The 17,898-nt window shown below is 70.2% G+C and carries 12 protein-coding genes and 1 pseudogene; 6 read left to right on the forward strand and 7 right to left on the reverse strand.

Going from position 1 to position 17,898, the window contains the following annotated elements:
• Positions 1-220 precede the first annotated feature (220 nt).
• Together QA634_RS15755 and QA634_RS15760 are read left to right on the forward strand one after the other, a co-directional pair.
• Positions 221-661 carry a hypothetical protein gene (locus QA634_RS15755; RefSeq protein ID WP_012332917.1) on the forward strand — a complete coding sequence of 147 codons (441 nt, stop codon included), beginning with the start codon at positions 221-223 and terminating at the stop codon, positions 659-661.
• Between the two features lie 73 nt (positions 662-734).
• Positions 735-1,706: a DUF1775 domain-containing protein gene (locus QA634_RS15760; protein WP_012332918.1), complete on the forward strand. Its 972-nt coding sequence runs from the start codon at positions 735-737 to the stop codon at positions 1,704-1,706.
• Positions 1,707-1,931: 225 nt separating this feature from the next.
• On the opposite strand, the gene QA634_RS15765 is transcribed toward QA634_RS15760, so the two are convergent.
• The 5 genes and pseudogenes from QA634_RS15765 to QA634_RS15785 all read right to left on the reverse strand — a co-directional run.
• Complete coding sequence (locus tag QA634_RS15765; protein ID WP_085984494.1) at positions 1,932-3,188, reverse strand: aminopeptidase; 1,257 nt, start codon at positions 3,186-3,188, stop codon at positions 1,932-1,934.
• Positions 3,189-3,232: 44 nt separating this feature from the next.
• Positions 3,233-3,529 (reverse strand): DUF2218 domain-containing protein, encoded by a 297-nt coding sequence (locus QA634_RS15770; RefSeq protein WP_012332920.1) that lies wholly within the window; start codon positions 3,527-3,529, stop codon positions 3,233-3,235.
• An 11-nt stretch (positions 3,530-3,540) separates the two neighbouring features.
• Positions 3,541-5,811, reverse strand: a complete 2,271-nt coding sequence (locus QA634_RS15775; RefSeq protein ID WP_012332921.1) for a xanthine dehydrogenase family protein molybdopterin-binding subunit — start codon at positions 5,809-5,811, stop codon at positions 3,541-3,543.
• Complete coding sequence (locus tag QA634_RS15780) at positions 5,765-8,644, reverse strand: glycosyltransferase (protein WP_012332922.1); 2,880 nt, start codon at positions 8,642-8,644, stop codon at positions 5,765-5,767. The genes QA634_RS15775 and QA634_RS15780 overlap by 47 nt, the downstream gene beginning before the upstream one ends.
• A gap of 349 nt (positions 8,645-8,993) precedes the next feature.
• A pseudogene (locus QA634_RS15785) lies at positions 8,994-10,292 on the reverse strand (DUF6212 domain-containing protein); the annotation flags it as partial.
• Positions 10,293-10,549: 257 nt separating this feature from the next.
• Between QA634_RS15785 and QA634_RS15790 the strand changes: the two are divergent.
• Both QA634_RS15790 and QA634_RS15795 read left to right on the forward strand, forming a co-directional pair.
• Positions 10,550-11,179 (forward strand): DUF1796 family putative cysteine peptidase, encoded by a 630-nt coding sequence (locus QA634_RS15790; protein ID WP_012332924.1) that lies wholly within the window; start codon positions 10,550-10,552, stop codon positions 11,177-11,179.
• 131 nt (positions 11,180-11,310) lie between these two features.
• The gene (locus QA634_RS15795; RefSeq protein WP_150108667.1) at positions 11,311-12,261 is read left to right on the forward strand and encodes a DUF6492 family protein; all 951 of its coding nucleotides are present in this window, start codon (positions 11,311-11,313) and stop codon (positions 12,259-12,261) included.
• 213 nt (positions 12,262-12,474) lie between these two features.
• Here the strand turns inward: QA634_RS15795 and QA634_RS15800 are convergent, their stop codons facing one another.
• Both QA634_RS15800 and QA634_RS15805 read right to left on the reverse strand, forming a co-directional pair.
• Positions 12,475-13,818, reverse strand: a complete 1,344-nt coding sequence (locus QA634_RS15800) for a glycosyl hydrolase family 28-related protein (protein ID WP_236728683.1) — start codon at positions 13,816-13,818, stop codon at positions 12,475-12,477.
• A gap of 495 nt (positions 13,819-14,313) precedes the next feature.
• Positions 14,314-15,183, reverse strand: a complete 870-nt coding sequence (locus QA634_RS15805) for a WcbI family polysaccharide biosynthesis putative acetyltransferase (protein ID WP_168169157.1) — start codon at positions 15,181-15,183, stop codon at positions 14,314-14,316.
• Positions 15,184-15,911: 728 nt separating this feature from the next.
• Between QA634_RS15805 and QA634_RS15810 the strand changes: the two genes are divergently transcribed.
• Positions 15,912-16,757 carry a hypothetical protein gene (locus QA634_RS15810; RefSeq protein WP_236728682.1) on the forward strand — a complete coding sequence of 282 codons (846 nt, stop codon included), beginning with the start codon at positions 15,912-15,914 and terminating at the stop codon, positions 16,755-16,757.
• Complete coding sequence (locus QA634_RS15815) at positions 16,754-17,857, forward strand: GSCFA domain-containing protein (RefSeq protein WP_012332929.1); 1,104 nt, start codon at positions 16,754-16,756, stop codon at positions 17,855-17,857. The genes QA634_RS15810 and QA634_RS15815 overlap by 4 nt, the downstream gene beginning before the upstream one ends.
• The last annotated feature ends 41 nt before the right edge of the window (positions 17,858-17,898 follow it).

Genomic DNA, 17,898 nt, shown 5'->3' on the forward strand with positions numbered 1-17,898 from the left:
GGACCGGGGCGGGCGGCACGTCACCGCTCGACCCGACCGTGGCCGGATGCGGTTAAGACTCCATGGCGACCCGGCCAGATTGTGGCGGAACGGCTCAGGTCACGGGGAGACGCCGCCTTCGGTGTGGACTGCGGCGCTGCGGCAACAGGCGGTGGCACGGTCACGATTCTGCGACCGGGCGCGCGTGGCGGGGGGCGGCCGGATCGGCTAGAGCAGCCCCATGACGACTCCCATGCCGACGGAGCGGCCGGCGCAGCATCCGTCGAGGCGCCGCGGCGCGGCGCAGGACCCATCGAGGCGGCGCGCCGCCGCGCGGGGCGCGTGGCCGCGGCGCCTGCGGGCGCCCCTGGCCGTGCTCGCGCTCTACGGGCTGGTGCTGCAGGCCTTCCTCGCCGGCATGGCCCCGGGTTCGGCCGCGCGCGCCGCGGGGGTGGTCTGCGCGGAGCACGGGCCGGCGGCCGAGCGTCCGGGCCCGCTCGCGGCGCATTCCTGCTGCGCGGCCGCCTGCGCGGCGCAGGCGACGCCCCTGCCTCCCCCGGCCGCGGCCCGGGCCGCCCCGGGGCGGGCGGCGATCCGGCTGGCCTGGCGGCCGGCCGCGCACGCCCTGGCGAGTCGGCCCCCGGCCCGCCCCGCCTCGGCCCGAGGCCCTCCCCTCGCGTGAGCGCGGCCGCCCGGCCGCCCCGGTCCGCGGCCCCGCGGGCCGCCCCGATCCCTCACGCGAACGGATTCCCACGATGTCGTGCCTTCTCCGCGGCGGCCTGACCGCCCTCCTGATCGCCTCCTCCGTCCCCGCCCTCGCCCACGCCGTGCTGGAGCGGCGCCAGGCGGGGCCCAACCAGCCCTACCGGGCCGTGGTGCAGATCGGCCATGGCTGCGACGGCAAGGCCACCACCCGGGTCACCGTCACGGTGCCGGAGGGCGTGGTCGGCGCCAAGCCGATGCCGAAGCCCGGCTGGACGCTCACCACCGTGACCGGTCCCTATTCCCGCGCCTATCCGCACTACCACGGCGAGATCCGCGAGGGGGTCAAGGAGATCACCTGGAGCGGGGGCAACCTGCCCGACGACCAGTTCGACGAGTTCACCTTCCAGGCCCGGATCTCGGACGCGTTCAAGCCCGGCGAGACGGTCTATTTCCCGGTCCGGCAGGAATGCGGCGAGGCGCGCATCGCCTGGACGGAGATCCCGGCCGCGGGCCAGAACGCGCACGACCTGAAGACGCCCGCGCCGGGCGTGCGGATCGTGGCGGCCGCCCCGGTCACGGCCCAACAGGTCGCGGCCCAGGCGGCTCCGGCGATCCAGGCGGGCGACCTGACGATCGAGGGGCCGTGGATCCGCGGGACGCCGGGCGGCGCCAAGGTGGCGGGCGGCTACCTGCGGGTGACCAACCGGGGCAGCGCCCCCGACCGGCTCGTCGGCGCCTCGATCCCCCTCGCGGCCCGCGGCGAGATCCACGAGATGTCGGTGGCGAACGGGGTGATGCGGATGGCGCCGGTCGAGGGCGGCCTGACGATCGAGCCCGGCAAGACCGTGGAGCTGAAGCCCGGCGGCTATCACCTGATGTTCATGGACCTGACGGGGGCCGCCAAGGCGGGCGAGGCGATCGAGGGCACGCTGACCTTCGCGCGGGCCGGCACCGTCAAGGTGACGTTCCAGGTCGGCGCGATCGGCGCGTCCGGGCCGGCCGCGCAGGAGCACCAGCACTGAGGAGCGGGACGGGGCGCCCTCGCGGCGCCCCTCCGGCCACCCACCCGCGGGTCATCCGACATCCGGCTGATTGCTCCGCCATGCGGATGTCGGCGTCGCTCAGGCGCCGCGCGGGCTTGGCATACCCAATCCGCTCGATCCCTTCGGGATGGCGGATTGGGGCTTCGCTCAGGCGCCGCGCGGGCTTGTTACCCGCTCTCCGGACGTGATCGTCCGGACAGCGGATCAGTCCACCCACTCGCCCCGGCGCATCACCGGCTCGGCGCCGCCCTCGGCGGTGAGGCCGTCGACGTCGACCGCGGCCGAACCGATCATCCAGTCGATGTGGATCAGGCTGCGGTTGGCGCCGCGGGCCGCGAGATCCTCCTCGGACAGGCCCTGGCCGCCCTCGCGGAAACACTTGCTGTAGGCTTGGCCGAGCGCGATGTGGCTCGCCGCGTTCTCGTCGTAGAGGGTGTTGAAGAACAGCAGCCCCGAGGCCGAGATCGGCGAGGAGGCCGGCACCAGGGCGACCTCGCCCAGCCGGCGGGCGCCCTCGTCGGTGTCGAGCACGCGGGCGAGCACGTCGGCGCCGCTGCGCGCCGTCGCCTCGACGATCCGCCCGTCCGCGAAGCGCACCGCGATGTCCTCGATCAGGGTACCCTGGTAGGAGAGCGGCTTCGTCGCCGCCACCCGCCCCTCGACCCGCAGCCGGTGGGGGGTGGTGAAGACCTCCTCGGTCGGGATGTTGGCGTTGCAGATGATGCCGCTGCGCGAGGCCGAGGCGCCGCCGCACCATTCGTGGTCGTCGGCGAGCCCGACCGTCAGGTCGGTGCCCGGACCCTGGAAGCGCAGGGCCGCGTAGCGCCGCCCGTTGAGCCGGTCGGTCCGGCGGCGCAGGGCGGCGTTGTGCGCCGCCCAGGCCGCGACCGGATCCTCGCCGTCGACCCGCGAGGCGGCGAAGATCGCGTCCCACAGGCGCGCCACCGCCTCCTCCTCGGGCAGGCCCGGGAAGACGGCGCGGGCCCAGGCCGGCGTGGCCGCCGAGACGATGGTCCAGTTGGTCGCGAAGGTGGCGATCAGCTCCAGCGCCGGCTGGTAGGCCCGCGAGCGGGCGCGGTTGGCGCGCGCCACCTTGTCGGGATCCTGGCCGGACAGGAGCGAGGGATCGTCGCCCACGATGGCGAGCCGGGCGGCGCCGTTCCGGTAGGCGCTGGCCATGCCCTCGTAGAGCCAGCCCGCGGCGCGGTCGAAGGCGTCGTCGGGGGCGTGCGCGAAGCGGGCGAGCGTGGCCGCGTCGTCGCCGTAGAGCGTCGTCACCAGGGACGCGCCCGCCCGGTAGGCCTCGGCGGTGATGCGTCGGGCGAGGCCGAGGGCTTCGAGCGGCGCCGTCATCACCAGTTCCTGGCCGGGCCGCAGCCCGAGCCCGACCCGCACCGCGACCTCGGCGAGGCGGTCGAGGCGGGTTTCGTGCGCGCGGCTCATGGAAACGTGAACATTCATCGGCATTCCCTCGTGAAACGACCCTGTCGCGGTCAGCCTATCCGTCACGCGAGCCGCGTCCAGGCGATCCCGCCGAGATCCTCCCGGAACGCGAAGCGGGCGAGGTGCTCGGCCACCACGGCCTCCAGCCGCGCCAGGGCCTCGGCGTCGGGAGCCCTCACCCGCAGGGTCAGGCCCTCGGAATCGGCCTCGAACACGGCCTCGCGCCCCTCTCCGAAGGGGACGACGCCCCGCTCCGGGGAGAACGCCGTCTCGGGGAAGCGGTGGCTCCAGTGCTTGCAGAGCTGGGTCAGGTAACGGCTGCCCTGGGTCGTGTCGACCCGGGCCTGCGCGGTCAGCAACGACGCCCCGCTCATGCGCCCTCGGCCTCCCGCAGGGCCGCCCAGATCGCCCGGGGCGTGGCCGGCATGTTGATGTGGGCGACGCCCCGGGCCCGCAGGGCGTCGACGAGGGCGTTCATCACCGAGGGCAGCGCGCCGGCGCAGCCGGCCTCGCCGCAGCCCTTGACGCCGAGCGGGTTGGTCTTGGCCGGAACCGGGTGGCTCTCGAAGCTCATCGGGGGCGCGTCGGCGGCGCGCGGCAGGCAGTAATCCATGAACGAGCCGGTCACGAGCTGGCCCTGCTCGTCGTAGGCCGTGCGCTCCATCAGCGCCTGGCCGATGCCCTGGATCACGCCGCCGTGGATCTGGCCCTCGACGAGGAGCGGGTTCACCACCGTGCCGAAATCGTTGACCGTGGTGTAGCGCACCACCGCGGCGACGCCCGTCTCGGGATCGACCTCGACCTCGGCGACGTGGCAGCCGTTCGGGAAGGCCGAGGGGGAGGCCTCGTGCACGTGGGCGACGTCGAGGCTGCGCGGCGCCTGCGGGTCGGGCAGGCCCTCGCGCAGCTTGGCGGCGAGGTCGAGGAGCCCGATGCCGCGATCGGTGCCCGCGACGACGAAGCGGCCGTCCTCGAAGACGATGTCGGCCGGGCCGGCCTCCAGCACGGCAGCGGCGGCCGCCCTGCCCTTCTCGATCACGAGGGCGCTCGCCTCCACGATGGCGGCGCCGCTCGCCATCAGCGACTTCGACCCGCCGGTGCCGCCGCCCGCGATGAGCTGGTCGCTGTCGCCCTGGAGCAGGCGGACCTTGTCGAGGGGGATGCCGAGGCGGTCGTGCAGCACCTGCGCGAAGGGCGTGGCGTGGCCCTGGCCGTAATCGAGGGTGCCGGTGATGATCGTCACGGTGCCGTCCGCCTCGAAGCGCAGGCCGCCCATCTCGTTCATCGGCGGCGCGGTGATCTCCAGGTAGTCGCCGATGCCGATGCCGCGCAGCAGGCCGCGCGCCTCGCTCTCGGCGCGGCGGGCCGGGAAACCGTCCCAATCCGCGGCGGCGAGGGCCCGGTCGAGCACGGCCGGGAAGTCGCCGCTGTCGTAGGTCATGCCCGAGGGGGCCGCGTAGGGCATGTCCTCCGGGCGGATCTGGTTGAGGCGGCGCAGGGCCACCCGGTCGCGGCCGGTCTCGGCGGCGGCGTTCTCGATCAGGCGCTCGATGAAGTAGTTGCCCTCCGGGCGGCCCGCGCCCCGATAGGCCCCGATCGGCGTGGTGTTGGTGTAGAGGCAGGCGACCGCCACGTCGAAGACCGGCGTGCGGTAGACGCCGACCATGTTGCGGGCGATGTTCACGGTCTGGAACAGCGGCGAGAGCGGGTTGAGGTAGGCCCCCATATTGCCCCGGCCGCGCACCCGGAAGGCCAGGAAGCGGCCCTCCGCGTCGAGGGCGAGCTCCGCCGTCACCGCGACGTCGCGGCCGTGATGGTCGGAGAGGAAGCTCTCGGAGCGCAGGTCCGTCCACTTGACGGGCCGCCCCAGCACCTTGGCGGCGTGGAGGAGCGGCAGGTACTCGGGATAGACCGGCGCCTTCATGCCGAAGGAGCCGCCGACATGGCCGGTGACCACCCGGACCTTGTCGCGCCCGGTCTTGAGCACCCCGTCCGCGAGGCTGTTGCGCAGGCCGAAGACGCCCTGGGAGCCCACATGCAGGGTGTAGCGCCCGTCCCCCGGCTCGTAGACGCCGATCGCCGCGCGCGGCTCCATCGGGTTGATGACGAGGCGGTTGTTGACGAGGTCGAGGCAGGTGACGTGCGCCGCGGCCGCGAAGGCGGCGTCGGTGGCGGCGCGGTCGCCGAGGGCGAAGTCGAGGGCGAGGTTGCCGGGCGCCTCGTCGTGGATGAGCGGCGCGTCGGGCGCGGCCGCCTCCTCGGCGGTGGTCACCACCGGCAGGTCCTCGATGTCGAGGATCACGGCCTCGGCGGCGTCGCGGGCCTCCGCCAGGGTCTCGGCGACCACGAGAGCCACCGGCTCGCCCGCGTAGCGCACCCGGTCGGTGGCGAGCGAGGGCTGGGGCGGCTTGCGCATCGGCGAGCCGTCCTGGTTGGTGAAGGCCATGCTGTTGCCGATACGGCCGTAGCCGTCGAGATCCGCCGCCGTGAACACGCCGAGCACGCCCGGCATCGCGCGGGCGGCCTCGGCGTCGATCCCGTTCAGCCGCCCATGCGCCACCGGGCTGCGCACGAAGACCGCGCGGGCCTGCCCCTCAAGGGCGAGGTCGTCCGTGTAGCGCCCCTGCCCCTGCACCAGCACGGGATCCTCGGCCCGCGGCACCGGCTGACCGATGCCGAACTGCTGGGGGGCCGCAAAGTCGCGCGCGTCGGGACGGGCATTCATGCCGAACTCTCCGGAGGGTCGCTTCCCAGCTAGCGATTCGGCGCGATCCTGCAAGGTCGCCGGGAGCGGGGCGGCCCCGCCGTGGGGGCACGGCTCGGCCGCCGCGGGCGCCGATCAGCCCGGCTCCCGCTCCTGCGCGGCCCGCTCCGGCCCTCTCTCGGGCGCGGGCCGCCCGGACGGCGCCGAGCCGCGCGCGCAGGCGCTCCGCGAGCACGCTCCAGGGCCGGCCGGCGGCCCTCGCCATCGCCGCGCGGCTCATCGCCTCCAACCGCTCCGGCGCGGCCGCCAGGGCCCGCAGGTGGTCGAGGAAGCCCGGAACGCAGCGCTCCTGCGGGACGACGACGCCGCTGACGCCCGACTCGACCGCCTCGGCCACCGCCCCGCAGGCGGCCACGATCGGCACCACGCCGTGGACCATGGCCTCCAGCACGGTGAGCGGGAGCCCCTCGTAGCGGGACGGCAGCAGGATATCGGCCCAGCGGTAGATCTCGGAGAGGCCGGCATCGTCGTAGACCGGCGGTTCGACCAGGTGCGCGTGCCGGCTGAGGGTCAGGTGGGCGTCGGTCAACACCGCCTTCCCGACCACCCGGATCTCGAAGAGCGGGTCCGGGTCGAGCGCGTCGATGATCTCGGCCAGCCGGTCGAGCCCCTTCTGGGTATCGAGGCGGCCCAGGTAGAGCAGGCGCAGGGGGCGACCGGCCGGGGCGCGCGGCGCGACGGCGCGGTGCGGATCGGGCTCCAGCGAGGGCGCGTTCGGCAGGGCCAGGATCTTGTCGCGCGGGATGCCGAGGCTCGCCATCTCGCAGGCCATCCCCTCCGAGCAGGTCAGGACGAGGTCGATCGCGTGCTCGTAGGCGAGGGCGAGCATCGGATGGCCGCAGGCGGCGCCGATGCGCGACTTGTCGAACAGGTGCAGGTAGGTCGCCGTGGTGACGCCCCGGCGCCGCAGCCCGCTGAACAATCCCATGATCTCGGCCGAGTGGCAGCTCACCACGAGTTCGAACGTGGTCAGGACATTCGCGAAGTCGCGGGCCCAGGCCTCGTCCAGGATCCTGGGCAGCTGCGTGCCCAGGAAGGAATCGCCCGCCCAGGCGGCGATGCGGCCCCCGGCGTCGACGAGGTAGATGTCGTCGAAGGCCTCGAGCGCGCGGTGCGCCCGGTAGGCGACGTCGCTCCCGAGCAGGATCAGGCTGGTGCGCAGCCCCTGGCGGCGCAACTCGCGGGCGAGGCAGAACGTGACCTTCTCGACGCCGCCGAAATCGCAATGCGGCAGCACGCAGGCGACGCGGCCCTCGCGCGCCTCGGCCACCGGCGGGAGCAGGGCGCCGTCGAACTGGGCGCGGGCGCGCGGCGCCATCGCGTCGAGCGGGCGGGAGCCGAGGAAGACCTCCTCGACCAGGTTGCTCGGACGGCCGCGCAGGCCGTGGCAGCGCAGGTGCAGGCAGAACTGGACGAAGTCCGTCACCGCCACGTCCTTCAGGGTCTCCGCCGCCATCGCCCGAGGCGGGAGGCGGATCTCCAGGGTGGCGACGCGGTAATTGGCGCCGTGGATCGGCAGTTCCGTGATCCAGGCGTCCTTCTCGTCGAGGGCGATCGCCTGCAGGAGCTTCTGCGAGACGGCGAGGAGGTGGCAGTGCGGCGAGAAGCCGTGCCCGCGCCGGACCCGGATGGTGTCGTCGTCCGAGGCCGCGAGGGTCAGCGACACGAAGTTGTGGCCGGCGAGGGCCCGCTCGATCTCCAGGCAGAGCCAGCGCGTCAGGCCCGCCCCGCGCAGCAGGGCGAGCGTCCGGCCGGTCGTCGACAGGAGGTACTGGCCCGCCCAGACGAAGGCCGGCTCGCGGATCGCCTGCCAGATCCGCGTCTCGAAGGCCTGCTGGTCCATGCGCGGGCCGCCGCGCTGCAGGTCGCTCGCCATCTCCACGCTCGCCTCGTCGGACAGGCGCACGGCGAAGCGCGGCAGCTCGTCGTGCTCCCGCGCGACGAAGGCGTTCACCTGGAACAGCGCCTCGTGCTTGCGGCGCAGGTATTCCCGGATCTGCGTGTCCGAGCGGGTCGAGTCGGCGAGCATGCTCTCCGCCCGCTTCCGGTAGGACAGGCCGAGATTCGGCAGGTGGCGGCCGCGGAAGCCGCGCCCCACGGCCGAGAGCCAGAAATCCCAATCCTCGTAGCCGAGCCGCATCCCCTCGTCGAAGCGCAGACCCGCCTCGATCATGCGGCGCCGGATCAGGCTGCCGGCCTCGCACAGGTTGACGACCGAGGCCGCGTAGGCGTTGAAGTCGCCGCTGTAATCGTGGAAGGCCCGGACACCGAACATCCGGATGTCCGGGTAGAACCAATCCGCCTCGGGATGAAGGAGCAGCGCCTCCTGCATCGCCGCGATGCCGTAGGGGGCGAGGAGGTTGTCGGCATCGAGGAAGTAGACGCCCTCCGCCGCCGGGAGCCGGCGGAGCGCGAAGGCGATGCCGCGGTTGCGGGCCGCGCTGAGGCCGCCATTGGCCTGCCTCACGCAGTGGATGTTGGGCCAGCGCGCGCAGAAGGCGGTCAGCGTCGTGAAGGTCTGCGGGTCGGGGCACCCGTCGTCGACCAGGACCACGTCCACGTCCGCGAACCGCGACTGGCGCGTGAGCGAGGCGACCGCCTCGCGCACCAGCCCGCTGTGCTTGAAGACCGGGACGATCACCGCCAGGCGCGGGCGCGCCGGGGAGGACGGCGCATCCGCCGGGGCGCGGGGCACGGGATCGGCGCTCATGCCCGGCGCGTCCCGCGGACCACCGCGAGGTGGAGGAAGTGCGCCAGGGCGTGCCGCGTCCCGGCGCCGGCCCGGCGCGTCCCCAGGTAGATGTCGAAGCAGTCGCCGAGCGGGCCGGGCGCCTCGAACAGGACCTGCCCGGTCTCGCGCGCCCGGAGCCGCAGCCAGGCCGCGCGCCCGTCGAATCCCTCGCGCGCGGCCAGCGCGTCGCCCGGGCGCGGGCTGCCGTGCCGCAGCCAGCGCCGCGGAGCGGCGCCGCGGGGGCCGGCCTCGGGCCTACCGGAAGCCCGGAGGGGGCCGCGAACAGGCCGAACTCCGTCGGGTCGGCCTCGTCGTGGGCGAGCGCGACATCCGCCAGCACGGCCCGCACGCCTTCGATCCGCACGTGGCGGATGACGGCGACGTGCGGCGCCTCGTCGGCCGGGTGCAGGAACAGGCCCGACCCGACGCCCATGTATCGCAGCAGTTCGGGCCGCGGCTCCGGCAGCCCGCCGCCAAAGGCCGCGCGCTCGAGCAGTTCGTCGATCCGCACGTGGCTCGGCGCCTCCGGCGCCGCCTCCCCGTCCGCCGGCCGGCCCCAGCCGCGGGAGGGCAGCCGCAGGCCCGGCACGCCCGCGTAGATGCGCAGCGCCAGGGGGCGCTGCCCCACCGCGCCGTCCGAGGTCACGGCCCGCAGGCGCGGATCCGCCGTCTCCTCGCCCAGGCTGAGGGCGAGGCGGGGCGCGGTGCCGCGCTCCCAGAGGAGCTCGACCTCGACCGGCTCGTCCAGGGGGCGCGCCGTCACGGGGCAGTCGAAGCGGTTCCAGCCGGGATCGAGGGTGGCGGCCGCAACGGTCCAGGTCCCCAGCAGGTCCCGCGAATGCGCGGCGCGCAGGCGGATCGCCACGCTCGCGCGCGTCTGGCGGTCCGCCGCGGCGAGGTGGAGTTCGAAAGCGTGCACGGCGCGGAACTCGCGCTTGGAATTCTGGCTGAGCCCGGTGACCTGCGGCAGCTCGGCCGGGCACAGGACGGCGTCTCCCGGAGGCAGGAACAGGCCGAGGCGGGGCTGCGGCGGCACGGCCTGATCGACGATGCGCTGCGCCGCGTGGAGCGCCTCGACATGCTCCGTGACGATCTGCTGGAGCCGCCCGATCTCCAGCTGCCCGGCGCCGAGATCGGCGAGGAAGCGCTCCGACAGCCCCAGCGCGCGGTCGAGCTGCCACGCCGCCACCCCGTCCGGTCCCGCGGCGGAGAGGTCGAACACCGCGTCCGCGCCGGGGACCTGCGGGGCGATCTGCCTCAGCCGGGCCACGGCCTTCGGAAACCTCTCGACGAAGTCGCGGTCCAGGATCGCGCCGAGGATCGGTCGGGCGAGGAGCGCGTCGTCCGGCCGCCCCGCGGCGTCGGAGATCTCGAAGCCCCTCAGGGCATCGATCTGCTTCTCCGACAAGGCCACGCAATGGGCGGCCGCGGCGGCCGCCGGCAGGTGCTGGCGCAGGCGGTCGAGAACCACGAAGGCGTGGCGGGGCGGCCAAGTCGCGGCCGGGGCGGCATCGCCCGGGTCCGGGACGACGAGGCCCGCTTGTCTATCGCTCGGCATCTGGGGAAGTCCGACCGGCTGGGATCCGATGGGGGGTGATGGGGCCGCGGCCATCTTACCTTGGGTCATCTAGCCCGTGCCGAAGCCTCCGCCAAGGCGTCGGCTCCCGATGACGGCTTCGGCGCACGATCCCGCGGCGGCGGCCGCGCCTTCCCGGCGACCGGGCCGCGACGTGGCGCACGCGCGGGTTTGACCCCATCATTCCCTAGAGTAAGGTGGGGCGGGTCGTTCGGCGCGTTCGGCGGCACGCGCGGGGAGGCGGCCTCGCGCCCACCCCCGCCGGACGAATGCGGGCTCCCGCGCGCTCACCAGCCTGAGAGGGCGTAATGTACAGAAGATACGTCTCTCTTGGTCAGAATTGTGAGGTAGCCTTCCAGTTCCGGAGGATCTTCGGCACCGACAGTTCAAGTTTCTTCTCCTGGAACGTCACGAGTTTCGAAGCCGCAATCCGGCTCATCGACGATGATTTCGAGGGGATCTTGGAGGAGTGCAACCTCGAACGGCACGCCGACGGCCGCATGGTGCGGGACAAGGGCTATGATTACTTGTTCCACTCGCCATTCGCGACCCCGGAGCCGCGCGACGATCCCGATTTCGCGGCGACGTTGACGCGCTGGCGGGAACGCACGCTGCACCTGGTCGCGAAATTTCGCGAGGCGTACCGCGCTCCGTGGCGGACCGCCTACTTCTACGTGACGGACCAGGCGGCGTGCCGCTCCCGGGCGGTCCGGCTGCGCGACGCGCTTCGCGCCAGGCATGAGGCGGACAACTTCGTCCTGGTGCTGCTGCAGGACGAGGGGATGCGGGAGGAGCCGTGGGGCGAACCCTGCCTGGCGAACCATTATCTAAAGCGCCTTGCGCCCTGGCACGATGCCAGCGACGGCCACGTGTCGTCCTATGACCGCGTCTTCCGCGCCCACCCGTTCGACGGCGCCGTCGCCTACGCGGGCTACTGATCCACCGCGACTCGGAAGGGATCGACCCCGGGCGGGCCGCGCTCCCGGGAACCTCGGCCCCGGTGGGCCGCGGCGGCCGGACTGGCCTGGACGAGGCCTTCGTCACACGGTGCTCCGGACCGCGGTCGCGGTTGCGCGCCTTCGGCGCTTCCGCGATCGCCCGCAACAGGCCATCTGTTCACCGCGCGAACGGCATCGTCTCCGCCGCAACAGACATCCCGAGGACCGATCTCATGAGATGCGACATCGTCGTCGTGCTGTACGAAGCAGAGCTCGCCCTGGCCCTCCTGCAGGCAGAATCGATCGCAAAATTCATCGATCCGGCCTCGGTGGACAGGATCATATACTGCATCAACGACGAGGATCCGCGAACCACCAGCGATTTTATTTATAGCAAAATATATCCATTGCTCGAAAAGGTCGGGATACGGACTTGCATGCTTTTCAGAGAGCACTTTACACTTAAGACGGGCAATGGATATTGCCTGCAACAGATTCAGAAGCTTGAAACAGCGTTTAGAGTGCAGACTGATTTTTATGTGGCGATCGACACGAAAAACTTCCTTGTCAAAAATTTCAGCCTGTCGGATTTGTTCGTCGGCTCTTATCCGGCGACATTCCTCGAATCCTACGAGGAAAACGACTTCAGACGATACATGAAAAGCATGTACCTCGCCTACTGGTCTGTCCCGGATCCGCACACCGATATTCATCTGCCGGCCATGGCGACACCGTTCGTTTTCGAAGCGGACCTCGTGCGCGGCATGATCGCCGAGATCGAGAGGCGGGAGCGGACCTCCTTCGGACCGTTCTTTGAGAGGAATTTCGGCGCGAGCGGCGGCTACTCCGAATTTCTCTTGTACTCAGCCTACTTGTACAGCCAGCGGCAGCGCGCGGGCCGATCCCGGAGCTTCTCGCTCACGAGTTGGGGCGACACCCCCGTCGCTCCCGAAGAGATTCACGTCCTCGTCGACACGGCGAGGAACAATCCGGACTGGAAGATGTGCGGCATCCACAAGGCCCGCCTCGGGCCGGATCCGCAGCGGACCCTGGATGAGATCCGAGCAGCGATCGGCCTCTGATCCGGGATCCGCTCGATCAAAGCGGATCCCGGATCACAAGCCTGCGCGGCGCCTGAGCGCGGCGCCTGAGCGAAGCCGACATCCGCATGGCCGATATGGGAGATGGCGAAGCCATCAATCGGATGTCGGATGTCGCGCTGCGCGTCGTGGGCAGGGCGGACGCGGTCGGCCCGCCCGCCGCGGCAGCGCGGCGCGGACGGCCGCAGGCCGGCATCATTGCAACGGCGCCGAGGAGACGAGCCGCCCCTGATCGTTGCACCACATTCTCAGCGATCCGTCGTCCGAGCGTTTCACCATCGCGCAATAGCCGTCCTGGATGTCGCTGGGCGTCGGGGACCTGTCCGACACGAGGGGCCGCTGCCGGACGGGCCCGTCGGAGATGACGCCGCCGACCGCCAGGAGCGAGCCATCCTGCTGCCCCACGACCGAGACCCGCCGAAGGTCGGAGACCACGTTCTCGCCACGGACGCTGCCGGCGGCGAACAGGGTGTCTCGGATCTCGACGAAGAGCGGACCGGGATCCATGAACTTCAGGTTGTAGGAAATCTGGCTCTGTGCATCGAGTTTGTGCGGCTTCGAGGCGAACCTGACATTCTGAAGCGTCAAAGCCGTGCCGCGACCGCTGACTTCGATGTCCGCGTGGAGGCCGCGAGCGGAGCGGGAGTTGCCGCCGAAGGCGGTGCCACCACTCAGGAGCACGCGTCGCCCGAGCGACGTGCTGTCGGCGGTGAACTGCATGCCTCCTTTGGCATTGTAGTCGATGCTCCCACCAACGACTTTGAGATCGGTCGAGTAGGCGACGATGCCGTAGCCCCCGGTCGAGGCGTAGATATTCGGATTGAGGAGGAACATCTGCCCGTCGCCCGAGGACCGCATGTTCCCGGCCGCATTCGTAGCCCAATCGCAATCGAGAAAGCGCCAATCAACCGTCGAATTTGTATCGGTTCCCCATCCTCCATTGTTCGAAAACGTCGAACGACTGGCTTCGAGAAAGCCCTGGAACGGTCCGGAAGCGATGCCCGAACCTGGCAGGTTGTAGAACACCATGTCGTCAAGTCGAAGCCAGGGCGTGAAAACACCGGCCTGACTTCGGACCAGCTCAAGGCCGTGGGCCGAAGCAGGCCCGCTATGGCCATCTTGGCTGGTCAGTCGAAAATGAGACAGGCTCACGTTGCCCTGCGGGAATCCGTACTTGTTGGAGAAATCGACGCCCTTGGCGTCGAATGTGAGGAGCGCCTTGCCGGATTTCGCCTTCAGGTAGAGGGTCGTGGAATGCGATCCCGCGCCTCGGACGTCGATCTGGCCCGATATCGTGAGCGGAGCCGTCAAGCAGTTGCCCGTCGGGAGCAGCAGGCGCTTGCCCGCTCCCTGCGCCGCCGACGTCTGCGCGGCGTCGATCGCCGCCTGCAGGGCCGCGGTATCGTCCGTGCCCGACCGGTTGCCGGCATCGTAGTCGCACTTCGCGCCGTAGTCCTTGGCATTGATCTCGTCGGCGAATCGATCCCTCAGCTGTCGCCGCGCGAGCGCTCCGGCGGGCTGGACGGATTTCTCCGACACGTCATCCGGCCCGCTCGACAGGAGGGGCGGGAGTCCCTGCTGTTCAGCGAGAACCTGGGAGCACGAGAGCAGGAGGGATGCGAGGGTTGCTATTCTCAGCATGTGTGGGGATTCCGCCGGTTCAGCGATGGAAGGGTGGAGCGCGCTCCAGGTCAGCAGGAAAGTTCCGTGACGGAGGCGCGCCGAGTCCCGAGCGCTTCCGCGCCGCGCGGGCGCGGCGCTGACGGCATCCGCGCGCGCCGCCCGTCCGCCACGACTGCGTCGCACCCGTCGGCGACCGGCTCGCGCCGACAGCTCCCCCGCTCGCCGCATCGCCCCCGGCGCGGCCAGGTCGGCGTGCGGCCCCGATGGCGATACGAGCGGCCGCGGGACCGGGCTCCTGCGCGCGGGTGCCGAACCGGCCTCGCGGAGCGAGCCCGACACGACGCGCCCCCCGCCGGGTCGAGAGGCCGAGGCCCCGGCAAATCCCCTCAGGACATCCAGTCCGACAGCCCCCTACAGCGCGCCCAAGCGCGCATAGGCATCATAGACGCGAAAGTAAGTCTCGATGAGCCCTTGCCAATCGTAGTTCCGTGGTGTCGCGGTCTCCCCGATCGTTTCAGGTTCGAGCGAGATCTCGCGGCCGCGGATCGTGTCACTTTCCTGAATCGAGCCGCCATATCTCTGAAAAAAGCCGGACATGACGGGAATTTGAATGCTGTCGAGTGTGTACGGAAACGTACCTACCCGATCGGAGCTTGGATTATTCAGGCCGGCGGCCCGCATCATTCGCCTTAGAAGCTCGAACAGGACCTCGTCACGAGGGTGATTTGGCGTAAAGAACAACTTCTGCTCGCGAAAACGCTCCGCGATGAAGTCGCTCATTTTGATGTCCAGGCCCTCCTCCCGGCTCTCAAGCTCGGCCAGCGAGGCCCCGGCCGGGTCACCCGCGAAGAGCGGGCCATCGGGACTGGTGATATCGGCCACGATGGCCTGCACCGGTCGCCCGTTCTGCCAGCCCTCGCGAATAATCGGCAGATGATAATCGCTGAGCGGACCCGTGATCTTGCCGCGCGACGTGTATATATAGCCAATCGTCGGAAAATAACCTTCAAAATAGACGTTAGGCCAAGAAAAACAGCGCTCGCGCATCACCGCTTTCAATCTGCTGGTCCGCAAGAACGCGACGCCGTAATCTTCGGCAATTCTCTGGCAGAAAAGTATGTCGCAACGATTGGCCTGCGTTAAAACACGGTCTTCATCCTGTTCCGTATATAGCCAAACCGGTGAAAATTCCACAAATTCAAAATCCGCCCCCAAATGTCGCGACAGGGCGTCCAATGTTTGCGCCTGGCAATTTCCAAGAAAACCAATTCGCGCCGCCATAACTCACCCCCGCGTCCACCTTCGTATTAATGATTCCGATAGCAGTTACGACGAAAGCGGCAATTCGCCCACTGTCGTGCGGTCAGACGGCGAGGTGCGCAGGCTCTCGTGCCCGTCGGCCCGGCCCGGGGCGCCCACGGCGGCTCCCCTCGACCCGCGGTTCCGTGGCCGACGACGAACCGCTGAGGGTGCATTCTGTCCAATCTCACCTCGTCCGTGCGGACGGCGATGAGGACGGATCCATAGCTCAGCTTCCGGCACCTTCCAACGCAGGTCTGGCGGCTCCTCGGCCGATGACACGAATGGCACACGCAACCGGATGTCGCAACGCATCGTCCCCGCGGGAGGCGGAGCGCGCAACTCGGTCCGACGACGGCGTTCGAGGATCGAGGACGGGGGCTCGGCCGGGTCGGACGACGCGGCCGGATCAGCCCGCCGGGCCGAGGCACGGCCCCTCCCTGCTCTCGCGCCGGCCTCGACCCGACGCGTCGCCCGGGGCGGGCGCCGTGTCCGAACGCTCCCGCCCCTTGCCGAATGCCGCTCCCGACCCGCGCAACCGCGCGACGGGGCCGGCGCGCACCAACTTCCAGGCGAGTGCCGGCACCCGCACCTCCGCCGCGCGCGACCGCAGGCCCCGGCTGAGGTTGCCAAAGCGGAGTGTTGGACGTATGAAGCTGCCCGATCCGCGGCCGTCCCGAGACTCGGGCCAATGGTTCGAGCGCTTTTGATTGAGCTTCTTTGCAAGCAACGAAGCTAACCGGCCGTTCGGCGAGCCGGGTGGCATCTCGCCACTGCAATTGTTGGATGACCGGATGTCGCGCTACTCCATTCTGATCCTCGGCGGCAGCCACATGTTTCCTATGAAGCATGCAGTTGACCGAGCTGGCCCTGAATCGACGAAGAACGAGTACATCTTCAAGCCGATCGCGGACTTCAGGCCCGACGCGCGGATCGTCGACCCCATCGACGGTGGATGGACCGACTACACGCTCAATGCCGATCTCGACGCGTGGATGGCACAGGGGATCCACGCGGACCGGCTGGCACTGACGATTTCCGGCAGCGATTACCTGTCCCTGTGCATCAGCAACAGGCCCGTGCACTTCGATGTCACCCTGCCCGAACAGCCGGATCTGGAGGAAATCGAGGGCGCGCTGATGATCCCGCATGCGGAGATCATGCGCAAGATGCGGGCCGAAATCAGGCACATCGTGCTCGGTGTGGAGCTGATCCGTGCACGGTGTTCGGTGCCGATCACTTATCTCGAGTCACCGCCGCCGATCGAGGACAACGATCACATCATTGCGCATGCGGGCTGGGCGGCGGGCGGCATCCAGGCCTGGGGCGTCTCGCGTCCCATCTTGCGCTACAAGCTGTGGCGGATCCACTCGCGCGTCGTCGCGGACGCCTGCCTCGCCAACGGCATCGAGTTCCTGCCGTTGCCGCCCGAGGTGCTGAACGAGCGGGGCTATATGTCGGAGAAGGCGATCGCCAACGACGTCATGCACGCCAATGAATGGTTCGGCTCACGCATGGCTGCCCAACTCGACGCGGTGTACGGCTCAGCCCAATGACCCATCCCTACCGGACCGCCCCCGATCACAGTTTCTGGCACCGCGCGGTCGTGGAGGTCGACAACGTCGACCCGGTCGTCGCGCCGAGCTTCACGATCGATCGCTTCTCTCGCGTGGCCACCGCCGGGAGCTGCTTTGCCCAGCATATCGCCCGCTATCTGCAGGACGTCGGCATTCCGCGCTACACGACCGAGGAGTGCCACCCGGAGGTCGGTGCCTATGCAACCGATTTTCACTATCACCAGTACACGGCCCGTTACGGCAACGTCTACACGGCACGACAGCTCTATCAGCTTTTCCTGCGCGCCCATGGGCAATTCGCGCCGCTTGAGAGCGCTTGGCCGACGGAGCGCGGCTTCGCCGATCCATTCCGTCCCGGCATCCCGGAAGGCTTCGCCAGCCGCCGCGAACTCGAGCGCGACGTGGCCAAGCACCTCGCCGCCGTCCGTCGCATGTTCGAGGAACTCGACGTCCTGATATTCACGCTCGGGCTGACGGAATCCTGGGTCTCACTGCTCGACGGGAGCGTGTTCCCGTCCTGCCCCGGAACGATTGCCGGAACGTTCGAGCCAGCCAAGTATCGCTTTCACAATTTCACGATGCGCGAGGTCGTCGACGACCTCACGAGCTTCATCGCCGCGCTCAGGAGCGTGAACAAGCGAGCCAAGGTGTTGCTCACGGTCTCCCCGGTTCCACTCGTCGCGACGGCGAACGGCGGCCACGTGCTGACCGCCACCACCTATTCGAAATCGGTTCTTCGCGTGGCCGCGGAGGAGGTGGCCGCCGCACATGCCGAGGTGGATTACTTCCCGTCATACGAGATCATCATGGGGCCGCAGGCCCGCGGACGCTTCTTCGCTCAAGACCTGCGAACGGTGACGGAGGAGGGCGTGGCGACGGTGATGAACCTCTTCAGGAGGCACTACCTCGGCAGCATGCACAGCTTCCGGTCGCCCGTGCCGGCAGCGGCCCTCTCCCGCCCGCTCCCGAGCCCGTCCGCCGCATCCCCGGCCGGCGCGCCCGGCGACACGGAGGCGGCCCGCCGGCAGCTCGAGCTCATCTGCGAAGAAATGGCGAACGACGACAGGGCGAGGGCATGAGGGAGGCCTGACCGGCCGGCCCGGCCGCGCCGGAGACCCGT

Origin of the sequence: Methylobacterium sp. CB376, from assembly GCF_029714205.1 — a bacterium.
Classification (GTDB): Bacteria; Pseudomonadota; Alphaproteobacteria; order Rhizobiales; family Beijerinckiaceae; genus Methylobacterium.

What these genes read in the sequence shown, in the direction of transcription:
- QA634_RS15805 (WP_168169157.1), bottom strand. Translation starts at nt 15,183, where the DNA reads ATGGCGGCGCGAATTGGTTTTCTTGGAAATTGCCAGGCGCAAACATTG.
- QA634_RS15780 (WP_012332922.1), bottom strand. Translation starts at nt 8,644, where the DNA reads ATGAGCGCCGATCCCGTGCCCCGCGCCCCGGCGGATGCGCCGTCCTCC.
- QA634_RS15815 (WP_012332929.1), top strand. Translation starts at nt 16,754, where the DNA reads ATGACCCATCCCTACCGGACCGCCCCCGATCACAGTTTCTGGCACCGC.
- QA634_RS15760 (WP_012332918.1), top strand. Translation starts at nt 735, where the DNA reads ATGTCGTGCCTTCTCCGCGGCGGCCTGACCGCCCTCCTGATCGCCTCC.
- QA634_RS15790 (WP_012332924.1), top strand. Translation starts at nt 10,550, where the DNA reads ATGTACAGAAGATACGTCTCTCTTGGTCAGAATTGTGAGGTAGCCTTC.
- QA634_RS15755 (WP_012332917.1), top strand. Translation starts at nt 221, where the DNA reads ATGACGACTCCCATGCCGACGGAGCGGCCGGCGCAGCATCCGTCGAGG.
- QA634_RS15765 (WP_085984494.1), bottom strand. Translation starts at nt 3,188, where the DNA reads ATGAATGTTCACGTTTCCATGAGCCGCGCGCACGAAACCCGCCTCGAC.